At 35.6% G+C, this 18,612-nt stretch carries 14 protein-coding genes and 2 pseudogenes; 1 reads left to right on the plus strand and 15 read right to left on the minus strand.

What is annotated here, in order from left to right; translation table 11 throughout:
* The first annotated feature begins 10 nt into the window (after positions 1–10).
* Positions 11–2,704 (plus strand): penicillin-binding protein 1A, encoded by a 2,694-nt coding sequence (locus tag C2I06_RS08090; RefSeq protein WP_123257838.1) that lies wholly within the window; start codon positions 11–13, stop codon positions 2,702–2,704.
* A 174-nt stretch (positions 2,705–2,878) separates the two neighbouring features.
* Here C2I06_RS08090 and C2I06_RS08095 read toward each other — a convergent pair whose 3' ends face one another.
* From C2I06_RS08095 to mgsA, 15 genes and pseudogenes are all read right to left on the minus strand, one after another.
* A complete protein-coding gene (locus C2I06_RS08095) occupies positions 2,879–3,394 on the minus strand; it encodes a YpoC family protein (protein ID WP_095331900.1) in 516 nt (171 codons plus the stop codon).
* Positions 3,394–4,050, minus strand: coding sequence for an endonuclease III (nth, locus tag C2I06_RS08100; RefSeq protein ID WP_095331898.1), 657 nt, complete (start codon positions 4,048–4,050; stop codon positions 3,394–3,396). The genes C2I06_RS08095 and nth overlap by 1 nt, the downstream gene beginning before the upstream one ends.
* Before the next feature lie 286 nt (positions 4,051–4,336).
* A complete protein-coding gene (locus C2I06_RS08105; protein WP_123257839.1) occupies positions 4,337–5,047 on the minus strand; it encodes a DnaD domain-containing protein in 711 nt (236 codons plus the stop codon).
* Between the two features lie 195 nt (positions 5,048–5,242).
* Positions 5,243–6,535, minus strand: coding sequence for an asparagine--tRNA ligase (gene asnS, locus C2I06_RS08110; RefSeq protein ID WP_163186249.1), 1,293 nt, complete (start codon positions 6,533–6,535; stop codon positions 5,243–5,245).
* Positions 6,536–6,879: 344 nt separating this feature from the next.
* Positions 6,880–8,079, minus strand: coding sequence for a pyridoxal phosphate-dependent aminotransferase (locus tag C2I06_RS08115; protein ID WP_095331892.1), 1,200 nt, complete (start codon positions 8,077–8,079; stop codon positions 6,880–6,882).
* 22 nt (positions 8,080–8,101) lie between these two features.
* Complete coding sequence (locus tag C2I06_RS08120; protein ID WP_095331890.1) at positions 8,102–8,575, minus strand: cell wall elongation regulator TseB-like domain-containing protein; 474 nt, start codon at positions 8,573–8,575, stop codon at positions 8,102–8,104.
* Between the two features lie 198 nt (positions 8,576–8,773).
* A complete protein-coding gene (dinG, locus tag C2I06_RS08125; protein ID WP_123257840.1) occupies positions 8,774–11,554 on the minus strand; it encodes an ATP-dependent DNA helicase DinG in 2,781 nt (926 codons plus the stop codon).
* Between the two features lie 242 nt (positions 11,555–11,796).
* Complete coding sequence (panD, locus tag C2I06_RS08130) at positions 11,797–12,180, minus strand: aspartate 1-decarboxylase (RefSeq protein ID WP_123257841.1); 384 nt, start codon at positions 12,178–12,180, stop codon at positions 11,797–11,799.
* Between the two features lie 28 nt (positions 12,181–12,208).
* A complete protein-coding gene (panC, locus tag C2I06_RS08135; RefSeq protein ID WP_095331884.1) occupies positions 12,209–13,069 on the minus strand; it encodes a pantoate--beta-alanine ligase in 861 nt (286 codons plus the stop codon).
* Positions 13,066–13,904: pseudogene (gene panB / locus C2I06_RS08140) on the minus strand (3-methyl-2-oxobutanoate hydroxymethyltransferase). The gene panC and the pseudogene panB overlap by 4 nt, the downstream one beginning before the upstream one ends.
* A 238-nt stretch (positions 13,905–14,142) precedes the next feature.
* Positions 14,143–15,125, minus strand: a pseudogene (locus C2I06_RS08145) (biotin--[acetyl-CoA-carboxylase] ligase).
* Positions 15,110–16,315, minus strand: a complete 1,206-nt coding sequence (locus C2I06_RS08150; RefSeq protein WP_123257842.1) for a CCA tRNA nucleotidyltransferase — start codon at positions 16,313–16,315, stop codon at positions 15,110–15,112. Before C2I06_RS08150 ends, C2I06_RS08145 begins: the two are co-directional and overlap by 16 nt.
* On the minus strand, positions 16,299–17,453 hold the full coding sequence (bshA, locus tag C2I06_RS08155) for an N-acetyl-alpha-D-glucosaminyl L-malate synthase BshA (RefSeq protein ID WP_095331876.1): 1,155 nt from the start codon (positions 17,451–17,453) through the stop codon (positions 16,299–16,301). Before bshA ends, C2I06_RS08150 begins: the two co-directional genes overlap by 17 nt.
* On the minus strand, positions 17,450–18,163 hold the full coding sequence (gene bshB1 / locus C2I06_RS08160) for a bacillithiol biosynthesis deacetylase BshB1 (RefSeq protein ID WP_095331950.1): 714 nt from the start codon (positions 18,161–18,163) through the stop codon (positions 17,450–17,452). Before bshB1 ends, bshA begins: the two co-directional genes overlap by 4 nt.
* The gene (gene mgsA / locus C2I06_RS08165; RefSeq protein ID WP_095331874.1) at positions 18,153–18,599 is read right to left on the minus strand and encodes a methylglyoxal synthase; all 447 of its coding nucleotides are present in this window, start codon (positions 18,597–18,599) and stop codon (positions 18,153–18,155) included. Before mgsA ends, bshB1 begins: the two co-directional genes overlap by 11 nt.
* Positions 18,600–18,612: the final 13 nt, after the last annotated feature.

An 18,612-nucleotide genomic window follows, 5' to 3' on the forward strand; every position in this document is an offset into this window, starting at 1 on the left:
AGGAATAATTATGACAGATAAATATCAAACGCGAGAGGAGCGCCGTAAACAACTTGAAGCCTCTAAGAAAAAAGCTCCTAAAAAAGGAAAGAAAAAAAGCGGTATGAATTTGTTTAAGCGCGTTCTGCTTATTTTATTAACAATCGGTATTATCGGCATTATTGCCGGTGGAGTGGCCTTTGCTATTATGGTAAAAGACGCACCTGAATTAAATCCAGAGACATTAAAAGATCCTATTTCTTCTACTATCTATGATAAAAATAATGAAGAAATAGCCAAAGTAGGTGCCGTTAACCGGGACTATGTAAACTATGAAGATATACCTGATTTAGTAAAAGATGCGTTTATCGCAACCGAAGATTCGCGATTTTTTAAGCATCATGGAATTGACCCTATTCGCTTAGGCGGAGCAGTTATTGCGAACTTCCGAGACGGGTTTGGTTCTGAAGGTGCAAGTACGATCACACAGCAAGTAGTGAAAAACTTCTTCTTTAACCAGCCACAAAAAACATTGAGCCGAAAAGCGCAAGAAGCATGGCTAGCTCTTGAATTAGAGCGCAAGTACTCCAAAGAAGAAATATTTGAGATGTATGTCAATAAAATCTTTATGTCTGAAAATATGAGCGGGGTGAAAACCGCAGCAAAGGTATATTTTGACAAACCTTTAGACGAATTAACGTTGCCTGAAGCAGCTCTTCTCGCAGGAATGCCACAGGCGCCAAATGCGTATAATCCGTTTAATAATCCCGAAAGAGCAGAGAAAAGACGGAATATCGTCTTATCTTTAATGCACCAGCATGGTTATATTTCTAAAGCAGAAATGGAAAAAGCACAAAAGACTTCTGTTGAAGATACATTAGTGAAAAAAGAAAAACGTAAATCAAATGACCTGCCATTTGATCCATTTATAAAACAAGTTATTGCCGAAATTGAGAAAAAATATCCAGATGTTAATGTATTTACAGATGGATTAGAAATTTATACAACAATGGATATGAAAGCTCAGGAATATGTAGATAAATTAATGTATGAGGGAGAAATCGTTCCTTTCCCTGACAAAGATTTCCAAGCTGGGATTACATTGTTGGATACAAAAACAGGCGGTATTTTAGCACTTGGCGGAGATCGTGATCCTAAAGTAAAGCTAGGCACAAACTATGCAACAGATATGAAGCGTCCTCCAGGATCAACAGCTAAGCCTGTCCTAGACTATGGTCCAGCTATTGAACATTTAAAATGGGGTACTTATCAAACAATCGTTGATGAACGCAGTACCTATTCAGACGGAACACCGATTAACAACTGGGATAATAAGTATAAAGGCTCTATGACTATGCGAAAAGCGTTAGAAATGTCAAGAAACATTCCTGCTCTTAAAGCGTTCCAAGCTGTTGGTGCGGAAAAAGCTATAGATTTCGCTGTAAATCTTGGTATCCCTCTTGATAAACAATATGAATCTTATGCGATTGGATCATTTGAAGCTAGCACATTAGAAATGGCTGGAGCTTATAGCGCCTTTGGTAATGAAGGAGTATATAATGCCCCTCATGCTGTGCGATCCTTTAAATTAAAAGATGGTACAAAAATAAATATGGAACCTAAATCAAAAGTAGTAATGCAGGATTATACTGCATTCCTAATATCTGATATGTTAAAAGGGGTCCTTACAAGCAGCAACGGAACGGGGACACTTGCAAATATTCCTGGATTGCCTGTTGCTGGTAAAACTGGAACAACTAACTATACAGAAGAAGAACGAACTAAATGGGGTATAACAGATTCAAGCAGTGTACCCGACGCCTGGTTCGCTGGTTATACAACGAATTTCACCATGGCTGTATGGACCGGATACACAGAACGAAAAAATCCAATTAAGCCTGGGCCTGATCAAAAAGTTGCTCAAAAGATTTTCAAAGCTGTCATGGGGCATATTTCCGAAGATGTAGAAACACCAGATTTCAAGAAACCAGATAGTGTGGAAACCGTTAAAATTGAGAAAGGCACCTATCCGGCCCGGTTAGCAAGTTCCTATACGCCAAGTAGTCAAATACAGACCGAGTATGCGGTAAAAGGAAATATTCTTAATGAAGTTTCACAGAAATATAATAAGCCAGACGCACCAAATGGAGTAAAAGCTAGTTATAATGAAAACAGTGATGAAATTGACTTATCTTGGAATTACGGCAAGAAAGATGGCATCAAATTTGATGTCAGCGTCAGTGTAGATGGTGGAGCTAGTGAGCAATTGACTGTTACTTCTGACACAAGTTTAAAAATTGCTAAACCTACTCCTGGCAGCACCTATAATTTCGCCGTAAAAGTAATTAAAGGTGATCAAGAAAGTGATCCTGCGTCTGCAAGTATTACTGTCCCGGAAAAGATTGAGGAACAGCCGCCACAGGACCCAAATGAAACGATAGATGACGAAGAAAAGCCAGACGATTCAAATGGCGAAGATTCTGATGACAATCAAGATGATGGCGACAATGGCGATTCAGACAATGGAGATGAAAATCAAAACAATCAAGATAATAACAATGGGAACAACGGTGGGAATGGAAATAATGGTGAAAACAACAATGGCAACAACAATAATGGGAACAATAATGGACCAAATAATCATCCTAACCCTAATGATACTAACCCAAACCCAAACCAGAACCAAAACCGTAATAGAGAACAAAATCAAAATGATTCTCAATAATACGAACTTCCAACAGTGGGGGCTTTCCTCCCCCTGTTGAATGGTTAGTTAAATTAACCTAACCTCTTTATTAATGAATAAATAAACCCAATCAATTATACGAAGTTATCATCTCTGTATAATTGGTTGGGTTTATTTTTGTTGGAACATTTATGTTCTGGCTTCTTTTATTATTTAATTGCTTCTTTTTAATTTAACTAATTTAATCGCAAACTGTTTTTCTAATTCTTTATATAACTCATCCAGTTGTTTAAAGGAATGATAGCCATTTAATCTTTTTAAAATAAACTGAAGTCGATCTTCTAAATTGAAAGGTTTTACTTCTAAACTAGGATCTACCAAACCATTTTTAAATGTGACTGGCTTTTCATTAACCCAATATAAACATTCTAAGAAGTATTCTGCTCCAATCGTTAGTCCTTGTTGAAGTCTATTAGAATCTCTTTCTTTCACAAATAATTGTATTTCCTGTTTAAGCTGTCTCCACTTATCAAACACCAATTTTACACACTCAGGAAAGTTTTCTTTATTCCAAGGCTGATAAACTACCTTATTATGATAGTAATTAGCCTCATGTAAAAAAGCTGGCATTAGTTCAAAACTATCCGCAGCAATAAAAGGAAATTGTTTTATAACGGGGAACGGTCCATATATAAGCTCAAGTGGTGCATCTAATTGATTGTTAGCCATCAGACAACACCCTTTGTCTTCATTCTCTTTTTCCCTTCTCTACACAATGCTAGTAGTGGACAAACCTCGCATTGCGGGTTTTGAGCTTTACAATGATATCTTCCAAAAAAGATCATACGATGATGCGTTACAGACCATTCCTCTTTGGGAACTTTTTTCATAAGTGTTTTCTCTACTTCTAAAACGGAGTCTTTCCAACGACAGATACCTAATCGCTTACTAACTCTTTCCACGTGGGTATCAACAGCTATAGCGGGAATATTATAAGCGACAGAAACAACAACATTAGCCGTTTTCCTTCCCACACCTGGTAAGTTAATCAGTTCATCCCGGTCCATTGGTATCTCACCATTATATTTTTCTAAAACCATTTGGCATAGCTTTTGAATATTTTTGGCTTTATTTCGATATAAACCGATTGAACGAATATCATTCTGTAATTCTTCCAAGGGAACACTCAAATAGTCTTCTGGTGTTTTATATTTTTGAAATAAATTTTTTGTTACCTTATTAACAAGGGCATCGGTACACTGGGCAGATAATGATACGGCAATCACTAATTCAAACGGATTAGAATGAACTAATTCACAATGCGCTTCAGGAAACATTTCTCCCATCGTATCAAGACAATATCTAATTTCATCTTTTTTTAACATGTGATCCTCCGAAATGAATATACTATACTTACTCGCAATAAAAAAGAGTCATTCTACGAATAGTTAGACTAACATCTACCTAAGAAGTCTTTCTTTCTATTTGTAGATGTTTTTATGAAAATCTAAACGTTATTCTCTTGACAATCCTATCTTTCTATGTTAGCTTTTATTGCGCAAGTTTGCTGCTTTTTATCCTATATTAGGAAGAACCTAGTTCTCAGAAGGAAAGTTAAAAGGATCGGTCCCATTTATTTTCTCCTACACATTCTTCCTCTCCATCAAAAGATTATTGATCCAACCAATTATAAAAAGGCACTGTCTTTTTGTTAGAAGATTCTTCCGATTGTTCTGCTTTATAGCCAACAGATTGATGCTGTCTAAACTTTTTCCCATGGCTCTTTGCTTGCTCGATTGTCTTAATTCCATTCTTTTTCCATTCAAACAAGATTCGGTCAATATAACGAAAATTTAATTTACCTGAAATCACAGCTTCCCTAAGCGCTGCTTTTATAATTGCTATTTCATGCTGATCGTCGTCTACCCACATATTTAATGTTTCAATTTCAAAAGGAGACAATGGTCTTCCAAATTCTCTTTCAAAACAAGTATATAAATCTGATTCTTCTTTTTCTATTAAAGCTTCTTCTTCTTTTTTATTATTAAGGAGAAATTGCTCAATTAATTTATTCCAAAGAGGCTCCAAGGAATATCTCTCAAATCGGATTCCGGTATCACTATTTCCATCTAATATGTCGATAAAGCCTTTGCGGATAAGTTGACTTAATAATTCATGACATTCATTAATATCTATTGTCATTTGTGCAGCTATTTCTGCAGGGGTCGGAAAATCTTTCCCTCGCTCTAAGTAATAATGTACTTGCAGTAAAAGAACTAATTCTTTTTCATTTATTTTTAAATGTTTATAATGTGTTAGAAGTGTGGAAGGAATATTTACATTCCCTTCTTGCAGCCATTTTAAAAAAATTGTTTTATTCATAAGGACACCTCTAATTAAGTATATCATGTTGACAATAAGCATGTAATAATGAAAATCACCCAAACCTAGCAATAGTTAACAAAAAGAAGAAGGGAGAAAACGAGGAATGTTATCAAAGATGAAAACCTCACATTATCTATTCGCTGTGAGGTCCTCCACCTAAACTTTCCGTATTTTCTACCCTACTATTGTTTATTAAGGATATAGACGATTTAATAATCTTGGGAATGGGATGGTTTCCCGAACATGTTCCACTCCTGTAATCCAAGCAACTGTTCTTTCTAATCCGAGACCAAAACCAGAATGAGGTACTGAACCGTATTCTCTTAGTTCTAGATACCATTTGTATGTTTCCGGATCTAATTGATGCTCTTTTACTCGTTTATTTAATAGTTCCATATCATGGATACGCTCTGAACCACCAATAATTTCACCATAGCCTTCTGGAGCAATTAAATCTGCGCAAAGGACGACATCTTCTCTTTCATGGTCTGGCTGCATATAGAAAGGTTTAATTTTAGTTGGATAATGAGTGATAAATACAGGCTTATCAAAACTTTCCGCAATAGCTGTTTCATGCGGAGATCCAAAGTCATCTCCCCATTCAATATCATCAAAGCCTTTTTCATGTAAGAATGTGATTGCATCGTCATAGCTTATTCTTGGGAAAGGAGCAGTGATTTTTTCTAATTTAGAAACATCTCTTCCTAGCGTATTAAGCTCAAGCTGACAATTTTTCAACACAGATTGAACAACATATGATACGTATTGTTCTTGAACTTCTAAATTCTCATCAAACTCTACAAATGCCATTTCAGGCTCAATCATCCAAAACTCGATTAAATGACGGCGTGTTTTAGATTTTTCGGCACGGAATGTAGGGCCAAATGAAAATACCTTTCCTAACGCCATTGCTGCTGCTTCCATATAAAGTTGTCCACTTTGTGAAAGATAAGCATCTTCTTCAAAATACTTAGTTGCAAATAGTTCTGTTGTACCCTCAGGAGCACTTCCTGTTAGAATGGGTGGATCTACTTTTACAAATCCATTTTCATTAAAAAATTCATACGTTGCACGAATTATTTCATTTCTAACTTTCATTACGGCATGCTGACGCTTGGAACGTAACCATAAATGACGATTATCCATCAAGAATTCTGTTCCATGTTCTTTTGGCGTTATCGGATAATCTGTTGAAGTATGAATCAATTCAATATTTGTTACTAATAACTCATACCCAAACGGGGAACGTTCATCCTTTTGAACAGTACCAGTAACATATACGGATGATTCTTGTGTAATTGATTTAGCTGTTTGGAAAACTTCTTCCGCTACGTCACTTTTAACAATAACTCCTTGTACAAATCCTGATCCGTCGCGAAGCTGTAAAAAGGCAATTTTTCCGCTAGATCGCTTGTTGGCAATCCACGCGCCTACTTTAACCTCTTTATCAACATATTTTGGTAACTCGGCAATAGTTGCTTTAATCACGATTAACTCCTCCAAAAACAAATAAATATATGTACTTAAATAGATACTACGGCTTGCCCTATATAAAATTGGGTATTAAAAACCGATTGTCTACTATTAGTAGCAGATTTAATAGAAATTATTCTACTCGATAAAAAATATTCTACCAAAACATTATACCTTTACATCTGTAGACAATCAACACTATCGATCACCTTCTAGTATAATATTGGCGTGTACAAAGACTTTTCTTTTTATTTAATCCTACTCCGATCAATTTCTCTTCCAAAATAAATAATAGAAAAAGAGAAAATGCCCTAAAAGATATAGTATCTTTGTGGGCATACTCTACTAATAAAACTTTACTGGTTAACGACCATCTTTTTTTCGACAAATTGCTCCATTCGCGTTACTGCAGCTTCTAATTTTTCAAGTGACGTTGCATAAGATAGTCGGATGTAGCTATCTGCTCCAAATCCTGAACCTGGAACAACTGCTACTAATGCCTCTTCTAATAAAGCTGTTGAAAACTCATCTACAGACTTAAATCCAGTTAATTCTACTGCCTTTTGCACATTAGGGAAAAGATAAAATGCCCCTTTTGGTTTTAAACATGAAAATCCAGGAATATTATTTAATTTTTCATGAATAATATCTAAGCGCTTATTAAATGCTTGACGCATTTCTTCGACTGATTCTTGCGGGCCTGCATAAGCTTCTATCGTTGCATACTGAGATGGTGTCGTCGGGTTAGAAGTACTGTGGCTTGCTAGATTTGTCATCGCTGTAATAATTTCTTTAGAACCCGCTGCATAGCCAATTCTCCAGCCTGTCATAGAGTGAGATTTGGAAACCCCATTGATAATAATAGTGGCTTCCTTCAGTTCAGGGGATAGAGAAGCAATTGATACATGCTTGCTATCTCCATAAACTAATTTTTCATAAATTTCATCAGAGATAATTAAAATTTTATGTTCTAAACAAATCTCCCCAATTGCTTTTAACTCTTCTTCTGTATAGATCATTCCAGTTGGATTACTTGGCGAATTGATAATGATTGCTTTCGTTTTTGAAGTTATAGCCTCTTTTAATTGTTCTGGGGTAATCTTAAATTCATTCGATTCGTAACCTTCAATAAAAACAGGCTCTCCTTCTGCCAGTTTCACTTGTTCTGGATAACTAACCCAATAAGGAGTAGGAATAATAACTTCGTCCCCTTTGTCCAAAATTACTTGGAACAAAGTGTATAATCCATGTTTTGCTCCATTTGTGACGATAATCTGATTTGTTTCATAATCTAGTTTTTGGTCTCGCTTTAACTTTGCCGCAATTTCCTTTTTTAGTACTTGTAAGCCTGATGCAGGAGTGTATTTAGTATGTCCTTCATTCATGCTTCTAACCGCAGCGTCAATAATATTTTGAGGAGTGTTAAAATCAGGCTCTCCAGCGCCTAAACCGATCACATCATGACCATCTGCTTTTAAACTAGCTGCTTTTGCAGTAATGGCCAAAGTTGTTGATGGAGTTAATGCATTCACTCTTTGTGCTAATTGAATTTTCATTGTTATTTACCACTCCTATTGGTTAATAATTTTCAATTGTTAAAAGAATTTCTCCTGTTTCAAAATCAATCCAATGATAGTTTATGGAATCTTTATCTGTATGAGAATAGATCTCCCATACAGGTATACCATCATACATTCCCAAACACACATGATTGACTTTTTCTGGTGTCTGCTTCGATAATAATATATTAAGCGCTTCTTGTTTGGTCAGCCCATCTTTTTTCAATTTTTCGGTAACTTTATGGGATTTTTCATTAATCCAAACAATAATATCCTTATTATCATCGTTTTTACCTTCTAAAATATAATAGGCTTCCTTGCCATTATATAATTGAAAGCTGTCGACCTCTTTCAAATCGGCTTCTTTCTTAGCAATATTTTCTGCAACTTCTCTTGCAGATTTAACAGGCTTCATCGCTTGAACATATGTATTAATACTTACAGCTAGTCCAATAAGAACAACAACAACAATTATCCAAATCCATTTCTTCATTTTACATCACTCTTTAATACATTATTTTATACATAGGTTATTATAACAGGATTTATAAACAGAAAGAAATAATAATAATAATAATCGGTAGTTTTTTGCTAGAAATGACCAGCCGGCATCCACTTCCTCTTCTATTTTTTCTAGAAGATGATGTGCATGCAAGCTGCATTGATTAGAGAACAAAATAGTTATCTACTTCTACTTCAGCCACTTTTCAATAAATTTGACCATTTCGGTATTATTTAGCTGCTTAATTGGCACAGCAGGAATAGATTTTAAAAAGGTTTCTCCATAAGAAGTGGAAACAATTCGGCGATCAAATACAATAATAAATCCTTTATCTTCTTCTGTACGAATTAATCTTCCGAATCCTTGTTTAAATCGCAAAACTGCTTCTGGAAGACTATTTTCTAAAAAGGGATTTCCGCCCTCATTCTTAATACGTTCATTTTTCGCTTCTGTTAATGGATCTTCCGGTGAAGAAAACGGAAGTCTAACAATAATTAAGCAGGTCAAGTCTTCTCCTGGAATATCAATTCCTTCCCAAAAACTATTCGTTCCCAATAATATCGCCTTATCGTATCGTTGAAAATTACGTGTTAATCTCATTCGACTTCCATTGGTAATTCCTTGGGCCAAAATAGCATATTCTTCTAGACAGCCACTTTCTTTCATATAATCATATGTCTTTTTCAGCATCTCATTTGCTGTGAAAAGAATAAGCATTCTCCCTTTCGTAGCTTGCGCGATGTTAATGATTTGTTCGCCAATAGTAGATACATACTCATTTAATGAGACTGTATTTACTTCGGGTACATCTGTTGGGATAAGCAGTTGTACTTGTTTCTCATAGTTAAATGGTGAATCTATTTGAACTTCTAATTGGTTTTTCCCTAGCCCTAAAACTTTCACATAATAATCAAATGAATTATTTACAGTTATAGTTGCGGAGGTAAAAACAATGCTTTGTTTCTGATTAAAAAAACGATTCTGTAAAGGTTCTGCAACAGAAGATGGCTGTGTATACAAAACAGCATTATTAGGAAAATTTTTCTTATCTGCTTCCAACCAGGCTATATTGTCTCCTTCGCGCAAAAACATTTCTCGCAAATGATTAATATATATTTGCCAGTCATTTAATATCGATTCAATTCGTTCAACTACAAGCATTTGCGAAGAGCTAAATTTCCTATTTTGCTCTTTTAATCGAAGCACTTTTTCTCTAAGCGCGTTTCTTCCATCCTTCCAGAGAAAAACCATTCTCTCTGCAACACTTTTGACTGCATTCCAATCTCCTGTATCTGTTTTCTTTATACGATAGCTACCTTTTCCTTCTTTACTTGATTGATTTGTTTTTTTCACATAACGTAGAACAGCACGAAACAGTTCATCTAATTCTTCATGTAGCGATAAAATAAATTGATTGAATTCTATTTTATCCGTTAGAGATAAATCACCTAGCATATGTTCTAAATGATACATTAGCTGCTTTTGATCTGTCGTCCCAATCGCATTGATACTTAATCGTACGGCTACATATGAAAAGCGGAAACCAAAATGCTTAGTAGCTGTTTTTTCAAAATGGTGGCCCTCATCGATAATGGCATAATGATAAGATGGTAGCAAATGTTGATCGGCTGTTAAATCTTTTACAAGCAAAGCATGATTCGTAATAATCATATTAGCCTTTTGCGCAGCATTCCGGGTTCTCCGATAAAAATCCTTCAGGGCCCATTCTTTTGAAATTGGTAATGAAAAATTCCCATCATTTTTAATTTTTTCCCAATAATTTATTCCACCGCTTGTTAAATTTAATTCATCTTTATCACCCGTTTCCGTTTCGGTTAACCATATTAAAATCTGCATTTTTGTTAAAATAATATCATAGTTATCCTCTTGCTCCTTTAAGGATACTTCAAATTTATCTAAACTAATATAGTGATTTCTGCCTTTTAAAAGCGTATAAGTAATTGGAAACGGAAGAATTCTTTTAAGCAAAGGCAAGTCTTTATGAAATAGTTGTTCCTGTAACTGAGTGGTAAATGTACTAATAATAACTTGCTCTTTGTTCTCTATCGAAAAATAAGCAGCTGGCACTAAATAACCAAGAGACTTTCCAACACCGGTACCCGCTTCAATAAGTCCATGCTGATTACTTGTTAGTGCTTGATGAACGGCATTCATCATTTCGATCTGCCCTTCTCTTTTTTGATAAAAAGATAGAGTATCTTTCATCCGTTTTTCTACAGTATTAACATCAAAAGAATCGGTATAATCTTTACTTTGGTTACTAATCAAATTACTAGGTAATTTTTTTAGCGTTAATCCACGATATACCTCCCAGCTTTCAGGAATATACTCAACTTTTGATTGTTTCTCTTGCAGCAATGATTGTAAATAAATATCTAAATCGCTTTTTAGCGATGAGCTTAAAAATTCTAATTGCTTTGTCGTAACTTGAGGCAGTTCTTTCAGTTTTGCTAGTAATAAAAGCAATAATTCTGCTGTCACATAAGCATCACTATCTGCCTGATGCGGTCTAGTATGGACAATTCCTTCCTGTGCGGCAAGGTCTGTTAATTTATAACTATCTGCTGTAGGGTATAAAATCCTTGCCAGTTCAACTGTATCAAGGATAGGGCCATAAAATTGTCTACACCCTGCCTGCTCTAACTCCTCATTTAAAAAAGATAAATCAAATAAAACATTATGTGCAACAAAATAAGCATCTTCTAATAAATGAACAATTTTGTCTGCTATTTCTTCGAAAATTGGCGCTGATTCCACCATTTCATCTGTGATCCCAGTTAATTCTTCAATAAACGGTGTTATTGGCTGAAGAGGATTAAGTAAGGAAGAGTACTCCTCTACAATGTTCCCATTCTCTATAACTACCGCTGCAAACTGTATGATTCGATCCCCTTTTCTCGGAGAATTACCGTTTGTCTCCAAATCAACTACTACAAATTTGTTACTCATTACGTCCACCTCAAACTTTCAGTCAATCAAACGGTATCATAAAAATGAAAAAAGGGAAAGATGTTCCTACTTTATGTAATGATTCTTTTATTGTGCTTTTTTCGTTTATTTTACACTTTAGAGAAAAATAAACGAAAAAAGGTTGGAACACAAATATTCCAACCAAATAGAAACCTGAACAATATACATACATGTTAAGAAATATTTATATAATTATTTTGGCTTTTAAGAATTTTCAGTTGTTATAATACTGTTTTCTCTGGTTCTTGCTGAAGAATAGTTGTAATGCGATTATTTTCATCCATAATCGCTACTTTAGGCTGGTGCTGGGTGAGCTCTTCATTTGAAACATAACAATAAGATATAATAATAACAATATCTCCTACTTGAACTAATCTTGCGGCTGCGCCGTTTAAACAAATCGTCCCAGTTCCTCTTTCTCCAGGAATAATATATGTTTCTAATCTTGCGCCATTATTGTTATTTACAATTTGAACTTTTTCATTCGCTACCATTCCAACCGCATCTAAAATATCTTCATCAATTGTAATACTGCCAACATAATTTAAGTTTGCTTCTGTTACAGTAGCTCGATGGATTTTTCCGTTCATCATTATCCGAAACATAAGGATAACCCTCCATTTTTGTCAATGTTTACCTAGATGCATGGTCTAATTCAAAGATTATATTATCTATTAACCTTGCTTTACTAAAGTGGACAGCAATCGCTATAACCATCTTCCCATTTAGCTCCTTTAATGTCTCTAATTGGGGATAGGATAATATCTCAAAGTAGTCAACCTTGCCGCTTGACTCTTTTTCAACGAAAGTGATAATAGATTTTTTTAATGCTTCTATATCTGCCGTTCCTTTTATTAACTCACTTCTAGCTATACTAAGAGATTTATATAAAATGCCTGCCTCTCGTCTTTCTATTGGCGTAAGGCGAACATTTCTAGAACTCTTTGCTAAGCCATCTTCTTCTCTGACCGTATTCACTGCAACTAGATTAATAGGAAAATGAAAATCTTCTATTAATCCATCTACCACTGCGACTTGCTGTGCATCCTTTTTACCAAAATAAACATTCGTCGGCTGAACTAAATGAAATAATTTCGTTAATACAGTTGCGACTCCATCAAAATGACCAGGTCTTGACTTACCACATAAACAGTTCGTACGTCTTTCCACTTTTACAGTCACAGACATTTGCCCTGGATACATTTCTTCCACCGAGGGATTAAATAAATAATCTACTCCTTCTTCCATTGCCACTTGTTTATCATGTTCAAAATCTTTTGGATAGGAAGCAAGATCTTCATTTGGTCCAAATTGCAGTGGATTAACAAATACACTCATAATCACAATTTCATTTTGTTCTCTTGCAGCTTTAAGCAGTGCTCGATGACCTTCATGTAGATACCCCATTGTCGGCACAAAGCCAATGGTTACTTTATTTTTTTGTAACGAAGTAGTTATATCCTGTAATTGTTTTGGATTTGTGACGATATTCATTGGGTGTTTCCTCCATATAAGCTTTTTATTTCTTCCGCTTTCATCTGAAAGCTATGCTTCATTTCTGGAAAAGCCCCCATTTTCACTTCAGAAATATATTGATCGATTGCAAGAGAAATAGCTTCATTGACATTTGCATATTGTTTTACAAATTTTGCAACTCGATCCACACCATAGGTGATCAAATCGTGATAAACAAGAACTTGCCCATCTGTTTCACTTCCAGCTCCGATACCGATTGTAGGAATATCCAATCTCTTACTCACCTCTTTAGCAACTTGCATCGGCACACACTCCAATACTATCGCAAAAGCTCCTGCAGCTTGGCATTTTAATGCATTATCCATAAGCCGTTTCGCTTCATCCGAACTTTTTCCTTGTACTTTATAACCACCTAATACACCTACTGACTGAGGGGTTAAACCTAAGTGTGCCATCACTGGAATACCAGCATTTGTTAAATAGTTGATTTGTTCAATTACATCGTCTGCACCTTCTATTTTCACTGCATTTGCACCTGTTTCTTGGATCAAGCGTGCCGCATTTATTAAAGTATCGCGACGAGATAAATGATAGCTCATAAACGGCATATCAATGACGATAAACGTATTTTCAGCACCGCGTTTAACCGCTTTTCCATGATGAATCATGTCATCCATTGTTACTGGTACAGTTGAATCATATCCATGTACAACCATTCCCAAGGAATCCCTACCAATATTAAATCTGTTCCTGCTTGTTCAACTAATTTAGCAGAAGGGTAATCATATGCGGTGATCATCGTAATCTTTTCACCCTTCTGCTTCATTTTGATAAAATCAGTTGTTGCTTTCACTAAGTTTTCCTCCTTTTAAATAGGAAGAGGGAATGGCTTTACACGAAAAAAAACCTTCTACAAAGCATAGAAGGATTGTTTTATATGTCTATTTTCATCCCTCTGTCCTTGTCCAATTGTGGATCTAGGCAGATTAAATTATGGTTTATGCACATTCAAACATACTGGTGCAGTTCATTAAGATACTGCCCGACAAAAGCATTATAACAAATATTTCTCTATCCTGACTATGGGCAAATTACGTTTCCAACAAAATATCCGCAGAGTAAATCGAATGCATAGCCCTTGCTCATCTTCAAGTAGCAAAACACCATCTTCTGTAATACCCTTTGCAAGTCCCGCTATGCTTCCATTCAGCGTATTAGCTGTCACTTTTTGTCCTAGGCTCACCGAATAGCTTTCCCACAGAAGCTTGATTGGATAAAAACCTTTCTCTAAATAAAGCTGATATAATTTTTCCAGCTGCAACATGATTCCTTGGATAAGTTCTGCCCGATCCCAGCTCTTTTGTGTTTCCAGATAAATAGAAGTGGCACTTGATTGGAGATCTTTCTCAAAGTCTTCAAGCTGCTGATTCACATTAATTCCTATTCCGATGATCAACGAATGAACTCTATCACTATCTGCTTGCATTTCTGTTAAGATGCCTGTTAGTTTTTTCCCATGCAATAAAAGATCATTTGGCCATTTAATATCTGCTTGTACCCCAGTTACTTCTTGAATTCCTTGGACGACTGCAACAGCTGTCAGCAATGTCAGCTGCGGCGCTCTCATTATCGGTATGTTCGGTTTTAAAATAAGACTCATCCATATTCCCTTATATTTAGGTGATTGCCATTTTCTTTCTAACCGTCCTCTGCCACCTAATTGCTCTTCTGCTATCACTAAGGTTCCCTCTTCTGCTCCTTCTAGCGCAAGTTTCTGAGCGATAGTTTGAGTAGAATCAACCGAATCTTCAAAATGGATATTTCTACCCATGTACATCGTATTTAAACCAAAGAATATTTTATCTGGTACAATTTTTTCTGGTGAACTGATAATTCGATAGCCCTTTTTTCGGACAGCTTCTAATATAAAGCCATCTTTTCGCAATGACTCAATATGTTTCCAAATGGCTGTTCGCGAACACCCTAAAAGTTCTGCTAGTGATTCACCAGATAAGTATTGATCAGGATTATTAGTAAAGGCTTCAATTAAACCTTTTCTTATATCTGATGACATCGTTTCAGCCACTCCTTTATTAATTGCTTGTCATTAGAAAGTTTTTCTTCCACGACATTCCTTTCCACTAAGGAGAGAACATCTTTTATCCATGGACCGGGTCTTTTTTCTGTCCAACTTAATAGATCGTTTCCGCAGATTTTTAGTTCTTCCATTGATTTAATCGGCAACTTCTCATACTTTTCTTCTAAATGAACAATATCTATGTTTACCTCGCAATTTTTTAACAATTGATACATTTTTTCCGCACTAACCGCAACAGATAATGTTGCAAAATACAGCGCCTGATTAGACCAATTAGTCATCTGCTCTCTTTGCAGCATCCAATATATTATCTTTTGAATAGTCTTTATTTGCTTGACTGATAATTTCCACGCACGTAAAAACAATTCTATTTGCTGCTTTTCCTTCATTCCAAGACATAAAATTAAAACAGCCCATTTTTCTAGCAATCCAAGCTTGGTCAGTGGTAATTTCGCGAACATAGAAATCCCTTTTTCTTCTGATGATAGCATCGGTAAGAATTGATATATTTTAGTTTCTACCATAATTTTTAAAGCTTCTAAACACCATGAACCTTGTAAAAGTTTTTCAAATTCAGCTGTTATTCTCTCTACCGCTATTTTTGAAAGAAGCTGTTGATTGTTTCTAATGCCATTTAGCGTGTCTTTCTCTAAGTGGAAGCCTAAAGTACTCACAAACCGAATTCCTCTCATTATTCTTAACGCGTCTTCTTGAAAACGTTCGTTCGGATTGCCAACTGTTTTAATTTCTTTTTTTTCTAAGGATTCTTTCCCATTAAAATAATCGATGACACGACCGTTTTTATCCATCGCCATTGCATTAATAGTGAAATCACGGCGTTTAAGATCTTCTTTTAACTCCCGTACAAAATGTACTTGCTCTGGTCTGCGGTAATCTCTATATGCGGATTCTGTTCGAAATGTTGTTATTTCATATGTATGTTGATCCCATATTACCATCACAGTCCCATGGGCAATCCCTACATCAATAGTGTGAGGAAAGATCGATTTAATTTCTTCCGGTGTTGCGGAAGTAGCAATATCGATATCATGAATTTGCTTATTTAATAAATGGTCTCGAACTGCTCCTCCTACAAAATATGCTTCATAACCTGCTTTCTCGATTTTATTAATAATCGGGAGAGCTTCTTCAAACGGATTTATCATTCATTTCACCAGTTTCTAAAATAGATTTATAAATCTCTATATATTGGTCAACGATGATATCGGCCCGGAAATAATCTCGTACTCTCGAAATAGAATGCTGCGAAAATTGGGCATGTTTCTTTTCATCCGTTAACAGCTTTATCGAATGTTTAGCAATATCTTCTATATCCCCAAGTTCACAAATATACCCTGTCTCATTTGGAACAATTACCTCAGGAATACCGCCGACATTTGTTCCTATGACGGGAACCCCGCATGCCATAGCTTCTAATGCCACCAAACCGAAGCTTTCTTTTTCCGAAAGAAGCAGCATGAGATCACTTAAAGAATAGAGCTCCTCCAAATTCTCTTGTTTGCCAAGAAATAATACCTTTTGTCTTAATTGAAGCTCATCCACTAATTTGGTCACCTTCGACATTTCAGGTCCATCACCAACAAGCAATAGTTTTGCGGGAATCTGATTTGCGATTTGATGGAATGCTTGTACAACATCTGTAACTCTTTTTACTCCTCTAAAATTAGAGACATGAATAACAACTTTTTCTGTATCGGAAATCGCCAGTTCTTTTTTCAAATGACTTGCATCGACTTTCCGATAAATTCGCTCATCAATAAAATTATAAACAGGGAGTATTTCTTTGTTTGGCTCAATTACTTCATAAGTTTGGGCGATTAATGAATTAGAAACTGCTGTTACGAGATCTGATTTTTCAATTCCAAAACGTATTCCCGCTGCAAGTGATGGATCATATCCTAGTACTGTTATATCGGTGCCATGAAGTGTTGTAACTATTTTGACATCCCTGTTGCTCATCTGTTTTGCTAATATAGCACAAACAGCGTGTGGGATTGCATAGTGAACATGCAACAAGTCTAACTCTTCTCGATTAATGACTTCCGCCATTTTGCTGCTTAATGCTAAATCATATGGCGGGTATTGAAAAACAGCATATTGATTTACTTCCACTTGATGGTAATAAATATTCGGATACATTTTATTTAAACGAAAAGGAATACTGGAAGAAATAAAGTGAATTTCATGTCCTCTCTCAGCCAGCATCTTTCCTAATTCTGTTGCAATAACCCCTGATCCGCCAACTGTCGGATAACAGGTAATGCCGATTTTTAATTTTTTCATTTGTCTCCACCTAATAAATCTTGATTTAATAATATTGGCTTAGATTTAATAAATCCTTCTGCGTAAATCACACCAACTTCTTTGCCAAAAAGTTTTTCTCTTGCTTCTATTGTGTCAATATAGCCATTTGTTAACGGAGTTTCCACACTGTTTTCACCTTTAACAAATTGACTTTGATAACAATTAAGACTAGCTTGCTTTTGCTCCATATAATCACTAATATCAATAACAAAATCAGGTTTATGAAAACCGTTTATCATGTAATAGTATTGATTCTGTACTTTATGTGCTGATGTATTTCCAACCTGATAGTTTTTTATCCCTGCTGAAAAGACTGCTTCATTCACAATTTTGGTGCAATTGCCATGATCCGGATGTCTATCTTCCCAATAAGGAGAAAACACAATCTTTGGTTTGTATGTACGAATCACTTCCACTACTTTTTTTATAGCTTTTTCTTCTAGATATAAACCTCGATCAGGAATCTGCAATGTCATTCTTTCAGCAATTCCCAGCACTTCTCCTGCTTTTTCCGCTTCTTGTTTACGTCTTTTTACTGTGCCATTTGAAGAAAGATTACTTTCTGTTAAATCACAGATAATAATCTTTTTCCCCTGTGCAGCATATTTTGCGATGGTTGCACCCATGCCGATTTCTACGTCATCGGCATGAGCACCAAAAGCGAGTATATCAACTTCATCAGTTTTCATTGAGTTTTTCTGTGAATTTTTTTGCCACTGGTTCTGTCTTTCCATGAACTATCTTTCTCCAATCTATGTCACCTTGCTCGAGTCCTCGAATTAATACTTCTCCAGTTCCCATATTTGTTGCCAGCGGAACAGAATAAACATCACATAAACGGATTAATGCTGTAACATCAGGTTCATGAGGCTGTGCAGTTAGAGGATCTCTAAAGAAAAAAACCATATCCATATCATTATTAGCAATATACGAGCCTATTTCTTGATCACCGCCGAGTGGTCCTGAATGAAAACGATGTACATCTAATCCTGTTGCTTCTTGAATTCTACCACCTGTTGTTCCAGTTGCGTATAAAGTATGCTTTGCAAATATATTTTTATAAGCAACAACAAAAGCAACCATGTCATTTTTCTTTTTATCATGAGCAATTAAAGCAATGTTCATCCTAATTCCACTC

Source organism: Niallia circulans, assembly GCF_003726095.1.
In the GTDB taxonomy this organism is placed as follows: Bacteria; Bacillota; Bacilli; order Bacillales; family Cytobacillaceae; genus Niallia; species Niallia circulans_A.

Coding starts and splice junctions, on each gene's coding strand:
- C2I06_RS08120 (WP_095331890.1), bottom strand. CDS start 8,575: ATGAAGAAATGGATTTGGATAATTGTTGTTGTTGTTCTTATTGGACTA.
- nth (WP_095331898.1), bottom strand. CDS start 4,050: ATGTTAAAAAAAGATGAAATTAGATATTGTCTTGATACGATGGGAGAA.
- C2I06_RS08090 (WP_123257838.1), top strand. CDS start 11: ATGACAGATAAATATCAAACGCGAGAGGAGCGCCGTAAACAACTTGAA.
- C2I06_RS08105 (WP_123257839.1), bottom strand. CDS start 5,047: ATGAATAAAACAATTTTTTTAAAATGGCTGCAAGAAGGGAATGTAAAT.
- C2I06_RS08095 (WP_095331900.1), bottom strand. CDS start 3,394: ATGGCTAACAATCAATTAGATGCACCACTTGAGCTTATATATGGACCG.
- bshA (WP_095331876.1), bottom strand. CDS start 17,453: ATGAAAAAATTAAAAATCGGCATTACCTGTTATCCGACAGTTGGCGGA.
- C2I06_RS08115 (WP_095331892.1), bottom strand. CDS start 8,079: ATGAAAATTCAATTAGCACAAAGAGTGAATGCATTAACTCCATCAACA.
- bshB1 (WP_095331950.1), bottom strand. CDS start 18,163: ATGAAAACTGATGAAGTTGATATACTCGCTTTTGGTGCTCATGCCGAT.
- panC (WP_095331884.1), bottom strand. CDS start 13,069: ATGAATATCGTCACAAATCCAAAACAATTACAGGATATAACTACTTCG.
- mgsA (WP_095331874.1), bottom strand. CDS start 18,599: ATGAACATTGCTTTAATTGCTCATGATAAAAAGAAAAATGACATGGTT.
- panD (WP_123257841.1), bottom strand. CDS start 12,180: ATGTTTCGGATAATGATGAACGGAAAAATCCATCGAGCTACTGTAACA.
- dinG (WP_123257840.1), bottom strand. CDS start 11,554: ATGAGTAACAAATTTGTAGTAGTTGATTTGGAGACAAACGGTAATTCT.
- C2I06_RS08150 (WP_123257842.1), bottom strand. CDS start 16,315: ATGATAAATCCGTTTGAAGAAGCTCTCCCGATTATTAATAAAATCGAG.